The organism is Algoriphagus marinus (assembly GCF_001936475.1).
GTDB lineage: Bacteria > Bacteroidota > Bacteroidia > Cytophagales > Cyclobacteriaceae > Algoriphagus > Algoriphagus marinus.
In genome coordinates this window covers 854,139-871,766 of record NZ_MSPQ01000001.1, presented here as the reverse complement: position 1 = coordinate 871,766, position 17,628 = coordinate 854,139, and the positions used below count along the sequence as shown (strand labels likewise).

The 17,628-nt window shown below is 41.2% G+C and carries 19 protein-coding genes; 14 read left to right on the top strand and 5 right to left on the bottom strand.

Annotated elements, in window-relative coordinates; genetic code table 11:
- Positions 1 to 57 precede the first annotated feature (57 nt).
- The 10 genes from BVC88_RS03760 (at position 58) to BVC88_RS03715 (ending at position 9,182) form a co-directional block, all read left to right on the top strand.
- Positions 58 to 690 (top strand): DUF4290 domain-containing protein, encoded by a 633-nt coding sequence (locus BVC88_RS03760; protein ID WP_245803581.1) that lies wholly within the window; start codon positions 58 to 60, stop codon positions 688 to 690.
- A complete protein-coding gene (gene murA / locus BVC88_RS03755) occupies positions 690 to 1,994 on the top strand; it encodes a UDP-N-acetylglucosamine 1-carboxyvinyltransferase (RefSeq protein ID WP_075349282.1) in 1,305 nt (434 codons plus the stop codon). The genes BVC88_RS03760 and murA overlap by 1 nt, the downstream gene beginning before the upstream one ends.
- Positions 1,995 to 2,063: 69 nt before the next feature.
- Positions 2,064 to 3,041 (top strand): glycosyltransferase family 61 protein, encoded by a 978-nt coding sequence (locus BVC88_RS03750; RefSeq protein WP_075349281.1) that lies wholly within the window; start codon positions 2,064 to 2,066, stop codon positions 3,039 to 3,041.
- A gap of 80 nt (positions 3,042 to 3,121) precedes the next feature.
- Positions 3,122 to 4,840 carry an IlvD/Edd family dehydratase gene (locus BVC88_RS03745; RefSeq protein WP_075349280.1) on the top strand — a complete coding sequence of 573 codons (1,719 nt, stop codon included), beginning with the start codon at positions 3,122 to 3,124 and terminating at the stop codon, positions 4,838 to 4,840.
- Between the two features lie 5 nt (positions 4,841 to 4,845).
- Entirely contained in the window at positions 4,846 to 5,607 is a 762-nt protein-coding gene (locus BVC88_RS03740; protein WP_075349279.1) for an SDR family NAD(P)-dependent oxidoreductase, read from the top strand.
- Complete coding sequence (locus BVC88_RS03735; RefSeq protein ID WP_075349278.1) at positions 5,600 to 6,268, top strand: acetoacetate decarboxylase family protein; 669 nt, start codon at positions 5,600 to 5,602, stop codon at positions 6,266 to 6,268. The genes BVC88_RS03740 and BVC88_RS03735 overlap by 8 nt, the downstream gene beginning before the upstream one ends.
- Positions 6,258 to 7,052, top strand: coding sequence for an SDR family NAD(P)-dependent oxidoreductase (locus BVC88_RS03730; RefSeq protein ID WP_075349277.1), 795 nt, complete (start codon positions 6,258 to 6,260; stop codon positions 7,050 to 7,052). Before BVC88_RS03735 ends, BVC88_RS03730 begins: the two co-directional genes overlap by 11 nt.
- Before the next feature lie 30 nt (positions 7,053 to 7,082).
- The gene (locus BVC88_RS03725; RefSeq protein WP_075349276.1) at positions 7,083 to 7,724 is read left to right on the top strand and encodes a hypothetical protein; all 642 of its coding nucleotides are present in this window, start codon (positions 7,083 to 7,085) and stop codon (positions 7,722 to 7,724) included.
- A gap of 99 nt (positions 7,725 to 7,823) precedes the next feature.
- The gene (locus BVC88_RS03720) at positions 7,824 to 8,720 is read left to right on the top strand and encodes a Nif3-like dinuclear metal center hexameric protein (RefSeq protein WP_075349275.1); all 897 of its coding nucleotides are present in this window, start codon (positions 7,824 to 7,826) and stop codon (positions 8,718 to 8,720) included.
- A gap of 30 nt (positions 8,721 to 8,750) precedes the next feature.
- Positions 8,751 to 9,182: a hypothetical protein gene (locus tag BVC88_RS03715; protein WP_075349274.1), complete on the top strand. Its 432-nt coding sequence runs from the start codon at positions 8,751 to 8,753 to the stop codon at positions 9,180 to 9,182.
- 42 nt (positions 9,183 to 9,224) lie between these two features.
- Here BVC88_RS03715 and BVC88_RS03710 read toward each other — a convergent pair whose 3' ends face one another.
- From BVC88_RS03710 to BVC88_RS03700, 3 genes are all read right to left on the bottom strand, one after another.
- Positions 9,225 to 10,139 (bottom strand): YihY/virulence factor BrkB family protein, encoded by a 915-nt coding sequence (locus BVC88_RS03710; protein ID WP_075349273.1) that lies wholly within the window; start codon positions 10,137 to 10,139, stop codon positions 9,225 to 9,227.
- A 65-nt stretch (positions 10,140 to 10,204) separates the two neighbouring features.
- Positions 10,205 to 10,636: a sll1863 family stress response protein gene (locus BVC88_RS03705; protein WP_075349272.1), complete on the bottom strand. Its 432-nt coding sequence runs from the start codon at positions 10,634 to 10,636 to the stop codon at positions 10,205 to 10,207.
- A gap of 40 nt (positions 10,637 to 10,676) precedes the next feature.
- Positions 10,677 to 10,871 carry a CsbD family protein gene (locus tag BVC88_RS03700; RefSeq protein WP_075349271.1) on the bottom strand — a complete coding sequence of 65 codons (195 nt, stop codon included), beginning with the start codon at positions 10,869 to 10,871 and terminating at the stop codon, positions 10,677 to 10,679.
- A 252-nt stretch (positions 10,872 to 11,123) separates the two neighbouring features.
- On the opposite strand from BVC88_RS03700, the gene BVC88_RS03695 reads away from it, so the two are divergent.
- Entirely contained in the window at positions 11,124 to 11,291 is a 168-nt protein-coding gene (locus BVC88_RS03695) for a DUF1328 domain-containing protein (RefSeq protein ID WP_075349270.1), read from the top strand.
- A gap of 75 nt (positions 11,292 to 11,366) precedes the next feature.
- Here BVC88_RS03695 and BVC88_RS03690 read toward each other — a convergent pair whose 3' ends face one another.
- Both BVC88_RS03690 and BVC88_RS03685 read right to left on the bottom strand, forming a co-directional pair.
- On the bottom strand, positions 11,367 to 11,960 hold the full coding sequence (locus BVC88_RS03690) for a gluconate 2-dehydrogenase subunit 3 family protein (protein WP_075349269.1): 594 nt from the start codon (positions 11,958 to 11,960) through the stop codon (positions 11,367 to 11,369).
- A gap of 3 nt (positions 11,961 to 11,963) precedes the next feature.
- Positions 11,964 to 13,670, bottom strand: coding sequence for a GMC oxidoreductase (locus BVC88_RS03685; RefSeq protein ID WP_075349268.1), 1,707 nt, complete (start codon positions 13,668 to 13,670; stop codon positions 11,964 to 11,966).
- Between the two features lie 524 nt (positions 13,671 to 14,194).
- On the opposite strand from BVC88_RS03685, the gene tnpA reads away from it, so the two are divergent.
- The 3 genes from tnpA to BVC88_RS03655 all read left to right on the top strand — a co-directional run bounded on the left by tnpA (position 14,195) and on the right by BVC88_RS03655 (position 17,610).
- A complete protein-coding gene (gene tnpA / locus BVC88_RS03675; protein ID WP_083638992.1) occupies positions 14,195 to 14,746 on the top strand; it encodes an IS200/IS605 family transposase in 552 nt (183 codons plus the stop codon).
- 543 nt (positions 14,747 to 15,289) lie between these two features.
- Entirely contained in the window at positions 15,290 to 16,576 is a 1,287-nt protein-coding gene (locus tag BVC88_RS03660) for a M20/M25/M40 family metallo-hydrolase (protein ID WP_075349264.1), read from the top strand.
- 44 nt (positions 16,577 to 16,620) lie between these two features.
- The gene (locus BVC88_RS03655) at positions 16,621 to 17,610 is read left to right on the top strand and encodes a PDDEXK nuclease domain-containing protein (protein ID WP_075349263.1); all 990 of its coding nucleotides are present in this window, start codon (positions 16,621 to 16,623) and stop codon (positions 17,608 to 17,610) included.
- Positions 17,611 to 17,628: the final 18 nt, after the last annotated feature.

The following is a 17,628-nucleotide window of genomic DNA, read 5'->3' as shown; positions in this document are numbered from 1 at the left end:
GCGCAAAAATCAGGAGGCACCAAAGAGCACATTGAACCTGACAAACAAACATTTATTTTGAAAGAATACGGCAAAAACATTCAACGGCTGGTTGATCACATCACCGGAATTGAAGATCGTGATAAGCGTACCCAAAGTGCATACACGGTTATCGAGATCATCAAACAACTCAATCCTACCTGGAAACAAGAGAATGATCAGAAGCTTTGGGACGATTTGTATATCATGTCAGACTTTAAGCTTGATGTGGATGCTCCTTACCCTATGCCGGAAAAAGAACTTCTAGGCAAAAAGCCCCTCCCTATTGGCTATCCAAAAGGTGAAGTGAAATTCAAACATTACGGTAGAAATATCGAAAAACTGATCGAAAAGGCAATCGAGATTGAAGACGATGAAGAGCAAGAGTCAGCCATCATCTACATCGGTCAGTTGATGCGTAGCTTTCACTCCACCTGGAATCGGGACAATTTCGATGATGGAATCATCCTAGATGACATCAAAACTCTTTCCAAAGGAAAGCTTCATATCGATCTGGAAAAAGTGAAAGAGAATAGCCTTTTTGAGTCGAATACCAGAAGGGACTTTAAACTTCCAATCGCTGTAGATCCTCCAGGAAAAAACAAGCGTAATGGAGGTCATAGCAAGAACCGCAGGAATAATGGGGGTCATAACAAGAAAAGAAGAAACTAATGGGATCATTTCGGGTTGTCGGAGGAAATAAACTCAAAGGAGAGATTATTCCCCAGGGAGCAAAAAACGAAGCCCTGCAAATTCTTTGTGCAGTCCTACTCACAGCAGAGAAGGTTACTATAAATAAAATCCCAAATATTCGGGATGTAAATAAGCTGATTGAATTGCTAGGGGACATGGGTGTCAAAGTTGAAAGACTGGGGCCCGAATCCTATTCTTTCCAAGCCGATCAGGTCAATATAGATTATCTCGAGACAGATGATTTCTTAAAAAAAGCGTCCGCTCTGCGTGGATCCGTGATGATTCTCGGGCCACTTTTATCTCGATTTGGAACTGGAAAACTTTCTAAGCCAGGAGGAGATAAGATCGGCAGAAGAAGAATGGATACCCACTTTTTCGGCTTTCAAAAACTAGGCGCTAAATTTCATTATGATGCTGCCAATGAAATCTTCCACATTGACGGTAAAAATCTAAAAGGCGCATACATGCTCCTCGATGAGGCGTCAGTTACTGGCACTGCGAATATCGTAATGGCTGCCGTGATGGCTGAGGGCAGAACCACAATTTACAATGCTGCCTGTGAACCATACCTACAGCAGCTTTGTGATATGCTCAACAGAATGGGCGCCAAAATCACGGGTGTGGGTTCCAACTTACTCCACATTGATGGAGTGAAAAAGCTGGGAGGAACAGACCATACCATGCTCCCTGATATGATTGAAATCGGTTCTTTCATTGGATTGGCCGCCATGACTCAGTCAGAGATCACGATAAAAGATTGCCAAATTCACCGATTGGGAATTATACCTGAGACCTTCCGTAGGATGGGTATCAAATTGGAATTTAGAGGAGATGACATCCATATACCTGCTCAAAAGCATTATGAAATTGAGACCTTCATTGATGGCTCCATTCTGACGGTAGCAGATGCAATTTGGCCAGGATTTACTCCGGATTTGTTGAGTATAGTTTTGGTAACAGCCACTCAGGCCAAAGGAACTGTGCTTGTTCACCAGAAAATGTTTGAATCAAGACTATTCTTCGTGGATAAATTGATAGATATGGGTGCTCAAATCATACTCTGCGATCCACATCGAGCCACTGTGATTGGTTTGGACCGAAAATACCCACTTCGCGGCATCCGAATGACTTCACCGGACATCCGTGCCGGAGTATCTCTTTTAATTGCTGCGCTTTCAGCTAATGGTACTTCAATTATTGACAACATCGAACAAATCGATAGAGGCTATCAATATATAGATGAGCGATTGAATAAGTTGGGAGCATCCATCGAACGAATTTAATTAACAAAAGCGGGTTGAAACACCCGCTTTTTTACCCTCTTCTTCATTTCCTACTAAATAAATTCCATTTTGGTTGAAGAAATTACCGTCAAAAGGAGCCTTCCTGTAAACTTAAAACCTGAGGATAATTTCCTCTTTGAACACGCACGTACTGCCACTTTTTTCGTTCTTCCGACGACAATCTTAGAGAAAGCTGTAATTTTTCAAGACACGGCTTTTTCTCTAAAAGACCTTAAATTCTACACAGAATATACCCATGTTCATGAATTAGGTCTACTTCCAAAATTAAAACGTACCATCACTTGTGCTTTAAAACGTTGGCGAAAAATCCCAGACGGAATCTGGATTAAAGACGAATGGAGTGCGAATTATTTTCATTGGATGACCGATTGCCTTCCCAGAATCTGGAAAGCAAAAGAATTCGGTGCTTCTGATCGGATAATTCTCCACGATTCTTTCAAACACCTTGCCTATGTCCGGGAATCACTAGACCTGCTTGGAATTATTCCTTGTTATTTTTCCTCCAGCGAAAATCTTTGGGTTGATAAACTAGTCCTAACTCCCAGAACTGCCAATTTCCCGAATTTCAATGAGCCTTTGACTAGACTTACCCGCACAAAATTCGGTGTAAAACCCACTAGAAACCCTTTTCAAAAAGTATATATCAGTAGAAAACTTGCTGAAAAACGAAAAGCTCATAATGAATTGGATGTGGAGCTTCTTATGCTCAAGCATGGATTTGAAATAGTTTATGCAGAAAAACTACCCCTAAAGAAACAAATTGAGCTAATGGCAGAAACGCGAATCCTTATCTCACTTCATGGAGCGGCTCTTACCAATATGATTTTTATGCAAGAAGGGCAGCATGTCATCGAATTGCGAAATCAAGGGGATAGCAAAAACCAATGTTTCTTTAATTTGGCTTCAGCGATGGGACTGAATTACTATTATACTTTAAATCATGCTGATTCTCCAGACACCATCATCAGTGACTTTACAATAGATGTGGCTGAATTAGAAAGTCTAATGCTTTCTCTGGAGAAATAATTACCCCTCCCTTCACTTTGGATTATTGGCTTGCGATTTTTTTTGGTAAATTCTCGCTTTAACAAGCAAGCATCAAACCCATGACCAAAAAGAAACTTCGCAGCCAAGAGTGGTACGGACGTACAGGAAAAGATGGTTTCATCTATCGCTCCTGGATGAAAAATCAAGGATTTCCCCATCACCTCTTTGAGGGAGACAAGCCAGTGATTGGCATTTGCAATACTTGGTCCGAGCTCACTCCATGCAATGCACATTTTAGAGATTTGGCAGAAGCACTGAAGCGTGGGATTTGGGAAGCAGGAGGTTTTCCTCTAGAGTTTCCTGTCATGTCACTTGGAGAGTGTTCCATCAAGCCAACAGCCATGCTATTCCGCAATCTCGCTTCCATGGATGTGGAAGAAAGTATTCGGGCCAATCCAATGGATGGAGTTATATTAATGTGTGGTTGCGATAAGACTACACCTTCACTTGTGATGGGTGCTGCTTCGGTGGATATTCCCGCTTTGGTGGTTTCTGGCGGACCAATGCTCGTTGGTAGATTCAAGGGCAAGAAAATCGGAACTTCAGATGTCTGGAGATTTGCCGAAGAATTCAAAATGGGAAAGCTCTCCCAAGAAGATTTTATTGCAGCAGAAGCAGCCATGTCCCGTTCTGTGGGTCATTGCGCACCAATGGGAACTGCTTCTACAATGGCTGCGATGGTGGAAGCTCTTGGATTAGCCCTACCGGACAACTCCACCATCCCTGCAGCTGACTCGAGAAGAAAAGTACTCGCCCATATGGCTGGAATGCGAATTGTAGAAATGGTAAATGAGGACCTTAAAATGTCCAAAATACTTACTCGAAAGGCTTTTGAAAATGCCATCATGGTTAATGCTGCGCTTGGTGGTTCAACCAATTTTATCCTTCACTTGACTGCTATTGCAAAGCGAATTGGAGTAGAGCTTGATTTGACAGATTTCGATCATTTTTCTTCAAAAATCCCGTTGATCGCTAATGTGCAGCCTTCCGGAGAGCATTGGGTAGAGGATCTTTTCTATGCAGGTGGCTTACCCGCCGTGATGAAAGAAATCGAGAAGCAGCTCAATACCGACGCAATCACCGCCAATGGAAAAACCATCGGAGAAAATATTGCTAAAGCCGAATGCTATGATCGGAATCTGATTGGAACTTTTGAAAATCCGATCAAACCAGAATCTGGAATTGCAGTACTAAAAGGCAACCTCTGTCCAAATGGAGCAGTATTGAAGCCTTCTGCTGCTAGTCCACATTTGCTCACGCATACGGGAAGAGCCGTAGTTTTTGAGAATATTGATGAGTACAAGGCTTTGATTGATTCTCCTGAGCTTGACATTGATGAAAACTGCGTGATGGTCATGAAAAACGTAGGCCCCAAAGGCTACCCTGGAATGCCAGAAGTGGGAAACATGGGATTGCCGAAGAAATTATTGGAAAAAGGAATCAAGGATATTATCCGAATTTCAGATGGAAGAATGAGTGGTACTGGCTATGGAACAGTCGTTCTTCACGTTTCACCGGAATCTGCCATCGGAGGTCCATTGGCTTTTGTACAAAATGGAGACATGATCGAGCTGGATGTGCCAAAAAGAAGCCTAAACCTCCTGATCTCTGAAGAGGAAATGGCTAAAAGAAAGGCCGAATTCAAACCAACCCAACTTCCTTATGAGCGAGGGTATGTGAATTTGTTTTTAGACAAAGTAAATCAAGCACATGACGGAGTGGATTTTGATTTCCTACAGGGGAGTTCAGGTTCAGAAGTGAAGCGTGATTCGCACTAAGAAAAATGAAAAAGAAAAAAACCGCAATCATCACCGGTGCAGGACAGGGAATAGGATTGGCTATTGCCGAAAAACTAGCTGCCCAAAGTGTGAATCTAGTATTAAATGACCTTGAAGCAGGTTTGATTGAAGAGGCTTGTAACAAAATCTCACATCAATTTGGGATGTCTGCCATCGCTGTCCCGGGAGACGCAAGCGACCAAAACATCATTGATTCGCTTATTCAAACTGCGATTTCTAACTTCGGCTCTGTAGATGTTTTGATCGCAAATGCCGGAATAACCCTTTATGGGAACTTTCTGGAATATTCAAGAGAGGATTTCCTGAAAGTCACCAGCGTAAACCAAGTAGGGAGTTTTTTTCTCACCCAAGCCGCAGCAAATGTGATGAAAGAACAAAAAAGAGGCGGAGCGATTTTGCTTACTTCTTCTGTCACTGCACATCAAAGTCATGAAAATCTTGCTGCCTATGCCATGAGCAAAGCTGCTTTAGAAATGCTGGCAAAAAACCTTGTCTTGGAATTAGCCCCTCTCGGAATTCGAATTAATACGATTGCACCGGGAGCAACTTTGACTAGCAGAACAACCTCTGATAAGGATTATGAAAAAACATGGGCCAAGCTCACCCCACTGGGCAGAGCCGCCTATGTAGAGGATATCGCCGACGCTGCGGCTTTTTTGGTATCCGACTCAGCAAAGCACATCACCGGTCAGACCCTGGTGATAGATGGAGGCTGGACCGCAGTTAGCCCTTCACCTTATGGCTGAGAAAAACCAGAATCCTCCTCCAAAATTCTTCCAGTACGCTCCAGCCCCTTGGCAACTTGAAGGGGAAGGGATTATTCTCGTTTATAAATTTTCAAAAAAATGGGTAGAGACCTTCGGTCAACTTCCTGCTAGACTTCAGGGCAAATTCAAAGGGGGCTTAGGCTATCTGATGCTGGTCAACTACAAAAATTCTCCCGTAGGTCCTTACAATGAACTGTTATTAATACCGGGTAAATTTTCTCCAACTGGAAAACAAAGCATTACCAAGATCTATGTAGATTCCGAAGAAAGCACTCAAAATGGTAGAGCTAATTGGGGAATTCCTAAAAACACCTTACCGTTTTCATGGAAAGAAGAAAATGGAAAATCTGAAATAAAAGTCTTTTCAAATGATGAAGTCGTATTTTCATGTGAGGTGAAATCTTTTGGGATTCCTTTCCCAGCAAGCACCAGCTTTCTTCCGATAGATTTACATCAGTTTTGGGAAGGCACAGATTTTTACACCAAACCATCCGGGAGTGGATGGGGAAAACTTGCCAAAGTCAAAATCAAAGATTTAAATCCTGATTTTTTCCCTGATATCCGTTTACAGAAACCGCTTCTTGCTGTGAAAATCAATCCTTTTCGGATCAATTTCCCCATTTCGGATCATGAATTATAAAGTCTATACCGAAACCAATTGCATCATAACCGGTGCTGCTTCCGGAATAGGTTTGGAACTCGTCCGTCAAATCACACCCTCAAATCCAAATCTGTTGCTCGTAGATATTGACGAACAAAAATTAGTGGATTTAAAGAAGAAATTTCCCCAGGTAAAAGGAATCATTTCGGTTGATCTAAGCCAAAAAAATGGTAATGAGCAGATTTTTGACTGGGTCAAAACCAATTGGACTCATGTGGATTTTTGCTTTGCAAATGCGGGTAAAGCAGAATATGGCCCTGCGGAAAATCAAAATTGGAAAGAAATGGATCGCCTGTTCCAACTCAATGTCCACAGTCCCATTCAAATCGGATTTATGGTGCGTGAGTTATTTCCCCAAAAGTCTTTCCGACTAATCATCACAGCTTCTGCTATGTCCTATTGGCATATTCCGGGCTATAGCTTATATGCCGCCACCAAGTCCGCTTTGCTCCAATGGGCCAGAACTATTTGGTCTGAAAAAACCGGAGATTGGGTAACATTGGCATTTCCGATCTCTACCGAGACAAATTTCTTTGATACTGCAGGCCACAATATTCCCAAAGCTTACCCTAGACAAACTGCAGCCTGGGTGGCAAAAACAATCTTATCTGGAACAGCCAAAAGGAAAAAGAAAATCTTTCCATCCAAGCTGTTTTTAGGAATGCTAATCCTTACTCGATTCTTTAGATTCCTAAAAACCGGCTATGGAATCTTTGAATACCAGAAGTATAAAAATTGGCTTCAAAAACAAACTAATCCCTGATCCTGTTAACTTTGACAAAAACCATCTCCTATGAAAAACTTAATTCTTGCCTTATTATTTGTCGGATTTCTAGTGGCTTGCCAGCCAAAAGAAACTACCCCGGACACACTTCCTATGAAAGTCGCCATGGCTTATGGGTTTGATCAAATGGATCAAGTAAATACACTAGGCTTCACTTGGAACGTGCAGCGGGACTCCGTTAATGTTCTTTCCCGATCTTACCTATGGAATATGAAAGATCAAACTGTAGACTATTCTGATCCGGATACGACCTATTCCTATAGCCTACTTTCTGACTCTCTTCCTCCAGCTGATAAGGCGTTTATCAATGATAAGTATTGGGCGATGATGCCGTTCCAGCTCGGCTGGGATTCTGGTTACACTTTTGAGACTGAGGAAGGAGTTAGCTCTCCCCTGAAAGGAACCACTTCTACGAAGCTAACCATCATTTATAACTCCGCGGATGGCTACACACCAGGAGATGCTTATGACCTGTATCTGGATGAAAATAATAAGATTCTGGAATGGACTTTCAGAAGAGGAAATGGGGAACAAGGTGCTACTTGGACTTGGGAAAATGAGAAAAAAGTAGGCCCCTTGACTTTCGCTCAGGACCATATGAACGCAGAGGGAAAGCGATTTATCTGGATCTCTGGTCTATCTGTGAACTGATAGTTCTGCTTATCTGATATTGTATTATTTCAAAATAATATAAAAACCGAAGACCTTTCCGTCTTCGGTTTTTATATTTTAGAGGAAATCAATTCCAAAATGAAAGCCCAAAATCCAAATCAACGTCGCGACTTTATCCTGAAAACTTCCGCTTGGATAGCAACTGGATTTTTTTCCCAACCCTTTTCGCTATTTGCTCAGCAAACAAAAAAGGAATATACCGTGGAGGAAATTATGGATAAATTCATCGCCGGCGTTCCAAATGCTCCTTTTGAGAAAACCGTAGACACTTTGAAATCAGGAAGCAAAGATCAAGTCGTGACAGGAATTATGACTACGATGTTTGCGACCATCACCGTGATTCAAAAAGCAATTGAATTGAATGCGAATTTTATCATTGTCCACGAACCCACTTTTTACAATCATCTAGATGAAACTGAATGGCTGGAAAATGATCCGGTCTACAAATTCAAAGCAGATCTGCTGGAAAAACATGGAATTGCTGTATGGCGGAATCATGACTACGTACACTCCTTAACTATAGATGGTGTCCAAGCCGGAGTGGTTAATGAATTGGGATGGAATGATTACTATCAAGAAAATGCTGTCTTACATTTACCGAAAACTTCCCTGAAAAATCTGATCAATGAGATCAAGGATAAAATGGGTGTTCCATCAATTCGATATGTGGGAGATTTGGATCAAATCGTAAGTAAGATTTTGCTTCTTCCAGGTGCGATTGGCGGCAGAAGGCAGATCGAATTGCTGATGCAGGAAAAACCTGACGTAATCATCGTGGGGGAATCGCCCGAATGGGAAACTCCCGAATACGTGCGCAATGCCAATGAAATGGGTGAAAAACTTTCCTTAGTTGTGATTGGTCATTCCGCAAGTGAGGAAGGCGGTTCCGCTTTTATGGCAGAATGGATTTCGAAGAATATCCCCGAAGTTGCAGTCACTCATTTTCCAAGTGGTAATTCGTTACATGTTTTTTAGTGTACCTTGTAGGGCTCACACAAACCTACTATGCAAAAAATAAAGCAACTGCTTTTTTCATTTTTAACCTTTATTGCTTCTTACTATTTTTTCTCCTTGATTTTAGGAGGACTACTTTCAATACCCTTTAGTAGCGATCCGCCAAATTGGATTATTGTGATTTCAGGAATAGCAAGCTTCGTTTTAGCGAGTTATTTAGCTTACACAGTTTGGAAAAAAACTGGTATTAATAATAACACCAAACCCTCCCAAGGCACTTACATATTTACAGTAGCACTTGGACTAGGAGTATTTGCTTTCATAATAGGTTTTTTTGGTCCTTTGATTTTTATGCCAGAATCTAATCAAGGGCCACTACTTGGGATTCTTATCACAGGCCCAGGAGGGATTGCATTGGGTGCTATAGGAGGTGCTATTCTTTGGGAAATAAAACGAAGAAAGGAGAAAAAGATAAATCAATGATTCTTCTATTGTTTGTAAGGCGGCAGAATTAAATATTCAAGACTATTTCTTCTCTTTTATGACAGTCTCCACTTCTATTGCATTATCATAGACTAGAGGTTTCCCTTCAGTCTCTTGAGTATAGGTTTGGGTTATTTTTGATCCTAGAAGGAAAATAAGACTAGCATAATACGTCCAAACCAAAATCACAACTAAAGATCCACTAGCCCCATACAGGTCCATCATAGCGGCAGAACCAAGGTACAGGCCAATAAGGAACTTACCCACAACAAACAAAAAGGTCGTAATCAAACCCCCAATCCAAACATTCCTCCAGCGGATAGAGACATCGGGGATTACCTTAAACATAAGGGAAAAAATCAACCACATTAGCCCAAATGATATCAGTTCGGAACCAATATGAACCAAAGTCGAGGAAACATCTCCAAGAAAAGCTTGAAGATTTCTTTTGAAAATCATCAAAAGTGACTCGACTATCAAGGATACCGTTAAAAGAAACCCAATGCTAATCACCATAGACAAAGAAAGAAGTCTTTTTATCAAGTATTTAATCCAGCTTTTTCCGGGCCTTGCTTCCAAGTTCCAGATTTTATTGATTGCAGTCTGAAGGGAAAAAAACACGGTCGTAGAACTGATGATCAAAGTTCCTATTCCCACTACTTTGGCTAAAAATGCAGAATCCTCTTTTAATGCTGCTTTTGCGAGAATCATTTCAATTTGCTTTGCTGTGTCGACTCCTATCAAACCGGAAATCTGAGCGATCAACTCCTCCTCAATACGATTTTCCTGATAAAATGTCGCTGCCACAGATACCACAATAAGTAGCACCGCAGGCAGGGATAACATTGTATAAAATGAAATGGAGGCTGAATAGGTAAATACATCCTCCTTAAAGAAACTGCGGGTTGACTTCTTAAGTATTTGCCACAGTCTTTTCGGTGTTTTGGCAAAATGCATAAAATTGTCGGAGGGTTGAAAATGAAAAAGACTAATTAACAGACTTAAATTTTAAATTTTTCTTGTTAATTATTTTCCTTCTCAAAATTTTTCTCAAGATTGGATTTTAAGTCATTCCACTCTTTTTCTATATCTCGAGTTGCATTGTTCACTGAAGTTTTGACATCATCCCATGTGTTTTCGGAAGCTTTTTCCAGATCGTCTGCTGCCTTTTTCAAGTTGGACTTTTGAACTCTAAGTTCTGCTTGCTTTTCGTCTATTTCAGCATTCATTTGAGCTGATGCTTTCTCGCGATTGGTCTCAAGCCGTTCTATTTCTTTGTCGATTTCAGCTTCAAGTTTATTTATTTCTTGACGCATTTCGTTCCTTTCAGCTTCGAAATCAATTCGGACTTCTACTATATCATCCTCATTTTTTTCGGCTTTTTTCTCATTGCATGAGCTAGTGGCTATTCCCGTTGAAAATACACATGCCAATACAATTAGTTTAATTTTCATTTTGATGTTGGTAAACAGTTAAATTAATCAGGTTAATGTTTCAGAGTTCATTGATCTCATTCTTAATATCATCAATGGATTTCCCCAATTTCTTTTGAAGTTTCCCCATTAATTCATCTTCCTTACCTTCAGTGTACATCAAGTCGTCATCTGTAAGTGATGCGTATTTTTGCTTCAATTTCCCTTTTAGCTCATTCCAAGACCCCTTGATTTTTAATTTTTCGTCAGTTTTCATTTTTATTACTGTTTTGGTTAACTATCTTTTCAAATATCAATTCAATCAAGATGCCAAGTCAAATACAGCTCGATAAGGGCAATTTCTAGGCGGAACTAAAGGTAAGATGGGGAAAAAACGACTCTTTTTGCGGTTTGGGTTACACAGCGATTAACAGCAAATTGGTTAAAAAATGAGGAATAGAGAGATTTTAGCTTTGGCACTTTATTTTCAGAATTAAGAGAAATATCATTAACTAAAACCATAAAAACTATGTTACGCTGGGCATTAGGATTCTTTATTGTAGCCATCATTGCTGCAATCTTTGGCTTTGGTGGAATTACTGCCGGAGCAGCTTCCATCGCAAAAATTCTCTTCTTTATCTTCGTGGTATTATTTTTACTCACTCTGATTTTTGGCAGAAAAGTCTGGAAGAGTTAAGGATGATTTATCCTAAAAAAAGCTGCTCAATTTACCATTGAGCAGCTTTTACTAGTTAAGGAATTTTAAATCCAGTTACAAACTCCAGACTTTACCAACTTCAGAAACTAGAATACAACCCAGATACTCTCCTGGAATCGGATCGTAATTCAAGACATTCTTCCCAATTTCCTCAGAACTGAAATACCCCCAAAGGGCTTGGGATTTCAGCTGTCGATAGAATCCCACAGGCTTTTGCTCGCCTACTGCTGTACCCCAAACTCCCCGATTGAAGGTGGCAGTATTTGCTTCCTGATCTTTAAGGCAAGCAATTTTATCTTCCGGACTTAACTCGGCGAAAACTTTTCCATACTTGGCTTTGCAGTCTGCATTGAATTGGTCTATGTCTGCTTTCACTTTTGCCTGTCCTTCGGGAGAATAGGTTTTTGCATAGACCATATCCAAGAAGATATCCGTCTTCACATCCAAAGCTCCTGGTGTTTCTGTCTTTGGTAAAATAGTATCCACAAAGGAACTGATAAATGAAGCCTGATTTTCATCCAAGAAGATCGGAGTCCAATTCAGTCTAGGAGTCTGGCTACAAGCTTGGAGTAAGGAAAGCAAGCTTGGTGCTGCTACCGCAGATCCAGCCAAAAGCCCTGTTTTTCGAAGTGCGTCTCTTCTATTCATAGCTTAGAGATTTGATTTTTTAAGTTCAGCTACCGCATGATCTGCTGCTCTCGCAGTCAAGGCCATGTAAGTAAGGGAAGGGTTCACGCAGGAGGAAGAAGCCATTGCTGCACCATCGGTCACAAATACATTTTTACAAGCATGAATTTGGTTCATGCCATTGAGCACGGAAGTCTTTGGGTCCTTACCCATTCGTGCAGTCCCCATTTCATGGATGCCATAGCCCATTTCATGTTTGTTATCGAAGTCCACGATTTCTTTTAATCCCGCTCGCTCCAGCATTTCTCTGGCATCGATTCGCATTTGGGCATTGATCGCCAATTCATTTGGACCCCATTCTGCATCGATGGACAAGGTTGGCTGCCCCCATTTGTCCAGCACTTCTTTATTGAGGTAAACTTTATTTTCATGGTTCGGCAAGGCCTCCGCAAAGCCAGTAATGAAAAATTCCCAAGGTCCTGGGTTCATGATCTTGTCTTTAAATTCTCCCCCGAAGTCTTCCATATTGGTGCCTTGACCCCAACCTGCACGACTTCCTCCACCTTGGTATCCAAAGCCTCTGACAAATTTATCAGATTGAGGCCCGTCTTTCAAATTGACATATCGTGGGATGTAGATTCCATTCGGTCTTCGACCTTTGTAATACTGATCATCAAAACCATCCACCAAACCACTGGCTCCTACCCGATAGGTATGATCCATCAAGTTATGGCCAAGTTCGCCGCTGTCATTGCCCAGGCCATTTGGGAACCGGCTTGAAGTGGAATTCATCAAAATTTGCGTGGTGCTTAAGGTAGAAGCATTGCAGAAAATGATTTTCGCCTTATAGATGATTTCCTCATTTGTTTCCGAATCGATGATTCTCACCCCAGTTGCTTTGCCTAGCGCTTCATCGTAAACAATGGACTGGACGATGGAGAAAGGTCTGATCGTTAAATTACCAGTCGCATTTGCTGCAGGCAAAGTCACTGCATTACTGCTGAAATAAGCGCCATAAGGACAACCGCGATCACAGCGGTTTCGGAATTGACATTTGCCTCTACCATTGAGCGGTTCGGTCAAGTGAGCAACACGACCAATGATCATGTTTCTGCCATTGTATTCCTTTTCGACTCGTTGCTTTACATGCTTTTCCACACAGTTCAACTCCATTGGAGGCAAGAAATGACTATCCGGAAGCTGAGGAAGACCTAAAGCCTCTCCAGAGATCCCTGCAAATTTCTCCACATACGTGTACCAAGATTCGATGTCTTTGTAGCGAATTGGCCAATCGACCCCATGCCCATCTTTGGCATTTGCTTCAAAATCCAAATCCGACCAACGGTAAGTCTGCTTGCCCCATAGAAGCGATCGACCACCCATCTGATGAGCTCTCACCCAGAGAAAAGGCTTCACTTCCGTGTAGGGATTTTCGAGATCATTCGCGTGAAAATGCTCGTTAGTTGCTCCAATAAAGCCAGTACGCAATCCGATGGGATGCTTTTCTTTTTGCTCTGGGGTTAATCCTCCTCTGAATTCCATATCCCAAGGATCTAGATTCATGGTTGGATAATCTTTAACATGCTCCACGATTCTTCCTCGCTCCAGCACGAGGGTTTTCAATCCTTTTTCGCAGAGTTCTTTTGCAGCCCAGCCTCCACTGATTCCAGATCCGATGACAATCGCATCATAGGTTAGGGCTTTGTCTGCATCGATATTAAAATTGGCCATTTACAATAGGTTTATTAGATAGCTAATATTAAGGATTTTTTGAATGAATTACAGATCGCCCCTTCAGGGCTCTGATGAATATTCTTATTCCCCAAACCCCAAATTGCATTTGGGGAAGTTACAAAACGCGCCTTCAGCGCTTATTCAGTTCTTGCCGAGGTTGATGTCTTTACGAAAAGCAATCAAATTTTTTTTTAACCACAATGGACACAGAGATTTTCACGGAGGATCCAAAGGAACGATACCTATCCCTTCAATTAAGTTCTATTCAGCAATTCACTTTTGCCAAAGCAAAAACCTGTATTAACCAAGCATGTAGTGCTTGTCAGCCGGAAACTGCTCTGCCCCGAGAATGCCAAAGGAATGATCCGTTTTCATCCACTAACCAAATCTCCCATTCCGGGCTCTGATAATTATTCTTATTCCCCGAACCCCAATTTGTATTTGAGGCTTTACAAAACGCGCCTTCAGCGCTATTTTTTTTTATTGTGCCAAAGGTACATCCCGTACCAGCCTAGCATGAAATGCTGGGAAATCATGCCCCCCAATGCATTGACCAAAATTCATTATTTTCAAGAGTGCCAAAGGCACGATCTGTAATCAATTTTTCCACCGCAATTTTTCCACCTATGCCCCAGTCTTTATCAAAAGTTTACATACACATCGTTTTTTCAACCAAAAACAGAGTTTCTATGATCACGGAAGCTTTCCGACCAAATGCTCAGGCATATTTTGTGGAGGTAGGTGCTAACCTAGGAAGCTACACCGAGGAAATTTTCATGATGCCCGATCATATTCATTGGCTTTGTACAATCTCTCGTACACAAACCATTGCTGATTTAGTGAAAAATGTCAAAATAGCTAGCTCAGCAAAAATGAAAGAATTCGGGGTCCCGAATTTTTCCTGGCAAAGAGGATACGGAGTCTTTTCAGTCAGTCAATCCAAATTAGAAATAGTAAAAAGGTATATTCAAAATCAACAGAATCATCATAGCAAGATTGATTTCCAATCGGAATACAGGAAATTTTTAGAAGAATATCAGGTTACCTATGATGAAGAATATGTTTGGGATTGATTAGAAAAAAAGATCGCCCCTTCAGGGCTCAGGATCTATGGTTTCTGATTTGACCCCAAATTGCATTTGGGGTTGATACAAGATGCGCCTTCAGCGCTAATTCTAGGACACCCTTGTATCTACCTATACCATTATAGGGAATGCTGAGTTGTTTCCAGAATAATTTCCAAACTGCATTTTGTGCCAAAAACTCAACTAATTTCAGTCTAGAATGGAATTCTGAGTTTTTGAAAGCAAAGAAATGCACCCAGAGCCCGACGCAAATCATCATAGGGAATGTTGGATTTTATGCTAGTATATTTCCCTAAAATAGATTTTGTGCCAAAGGCACATCCTGTACCAGCTTAGCATGCAATGCTGGGAAATCATGCCCCCCAAATGCATTGACCAAAATTTATTATTTTCGAGAGTGCCAAAGGCACGATCTGTAAAATCAAAAACCAAAGTCCTCTCCCAGATTATTTTGATCGAATAAAAGGCTTTAAATAGTTTGATGCCCCTTATTTCCTTGCCCTCTCCCACTTTTTACCCTATTTTTCAGGTATGAAAAACCTATTCCTTTCTCTAGCCTTTTTCCTTATCGTTTCAATTGGCTTTGCGCAAAAGCTTTCTCCGGAGGAGAAAAAACTTATCGCTGAAGTTGAAAAAAACTACGCTTCTACGCTAGCTCTGCTCGAAGAAGTCGTCAACATCAACTCAGGTTCGCTCAATAAAGAAGGCGTCAAAGCCGTAGGGGATGTTTTTGCCCGTGAATTTCAAAAGATCGGGTTCGAAACGGAATGGGTTGAGCTCCCAACTGAAGTGAATCGTGCTGGGCATTTTGTGGCTACTCGAAAAGGCAGCAAAGGCAAGAAAATCTTTATCATCGGTCACTTGGACACGGTATTTGAAAAAGACATGCCTTTTACCCCATATACTATTCTCAATGATTCCACCGCCACAGGCCAAGGACTCAATGATATGAAAGGCGGCGATGTGATGGCTTTTGCCAGCTTAAAGGCATTGCATGACCTGGGCTATTTGGAAGATCGGACGATCACGGTTTATTACAATGGTGATGAGGAACGCTCGGGAAATGAAGATATTTCAAGAAGAGATTTTATTGCGCGAGCAAAGAACCATGACTTGGCTTTAGCTTACGAAACCGCACAAGGTTTCAGCACCGTGACCGTAGCACGAAGAGGATCAAGTGGCTGGAGACTGAAAACAAGCGGGAGACAAAGTCATTCCTCTGGGGTTTTCAGAGAGTCGACCGGCTATGGAGCGATTTATGAAGCGGCCAGAATTTTAACTGAATTCAGAGAGGAGCTCGCTGGAGAGCAATATTTGACTTTCAATCCAGGTCAAATTATCGGCGGATCTGATATCAGCTATGACGAAATCACCGGAGCTGGCGAAGCACTCGGGAAGACAAATATCGTAGCAAGAGAAGCCTTGGTTACAGGCGATCTACGCTTTCTAGGCGAGGAACAAAAAGAGCGGACCCGAGCCAAAATGCAGGAAATAGTAGATCGAAATCTTAATCAAACCGATGCGGAAATCACTTTTAAAGATGGAATCCCATCCATGCCCCCAACAGAAGGAAATCTTCGCTTGGCGAAAATTCTAAATGAGCTCAGTATTGATATGGGCTATGGAGAAGTAAAGCCAGGTGATCCAGGAAGCCGAGGCGCCGGTGATGTGTCTTATGTAGCGGATTACCTGGATGCAATTGACGGATTAGGCGCTTCAGGTTCTGGAGCCCATGCTCCAGGGGAAACCATCAGGCTTAATGAATATCCAAATCTGATCAAGAGAAGTACCTTGTTGATTTATAGATTGACTCGATAAGTTTTTGTTCTAATTTAAAAGCTTAATTAAAATCAAAGGAGCATATGGACAGTCGTTTTTCTGAAATAATCCAACTGATAAAACGATCTCGTGCTGATGCCATAAAAGCTGTAAATTATGAGTTGATTAACCTTTATTGGAACATAGGAGAGCACATTAGCATAAAAATCCAGAATTCTGAATGGGGGGATTCGGTTGTCTCAGAATTAGCCAAATTTATAAAAAAGACAGAACCTGAACTCAAAGGATTTTCCGACAAGAATATTTGGCGGATGAAGCAATTTTATGAAACCTACAAGGATCTTCCAAAACTCTCAACAGCGTTGAGACAAATAAGCTGGTCTCATAATTTATCAATATTTTCTCGTTGTAAATCTTCGGAAGAGCGAGAGTTTTATCTAAACGCCTCTAAATCTGAGAATTACAGTGTACGGGAACTGGATCGACAAATATCCTCCAGCCTCTTTGAACGAAAAATGATTAGTTCGGTAAATCCCTCAACGGTGTTGAGAGATTCTACAAGTAATATTTCAAATTCATTTCAGGATAGTTACATCTTTGAATTTCTAGGATTACCGGAAATCCACAGTGAATCTGAATTACAATTGGAGCTTGTAAAGCAGATGAAATTTTTTATCCTTGAGTTGGGTAAAGATTTTCTATTTATTTCTGAGGAATACAAGCTTCAGGTAGGAAACAGCGATTTCTACATCGACCTCCTTTTTTATCATCGTGGACTTCAATGCCTAGTGGCGTTTGAATTAAAAACAGACAAATTTCGACCTGAGCACCTCGGTCAATTAAATTTCTATCTAGAGGCTTTAGACCGGGATGTTCGAAAACCAAATGAAAACCCTAGTATCGGAATCCTGTTGTGTAAGGACAAAGACAATGAAGTGGTAGAATATGCATTGAGTAGAAGCTTATCTCCTACTTTGGTTTCTGAATATAAAACCCAACTTCCTGACAAGAAAATATTACAAATGAAATTACACCAAATCTTTGAAGGCGGATCAAAAAAGCAGAATAGTTGAAAACGGTCTCCCTAACTA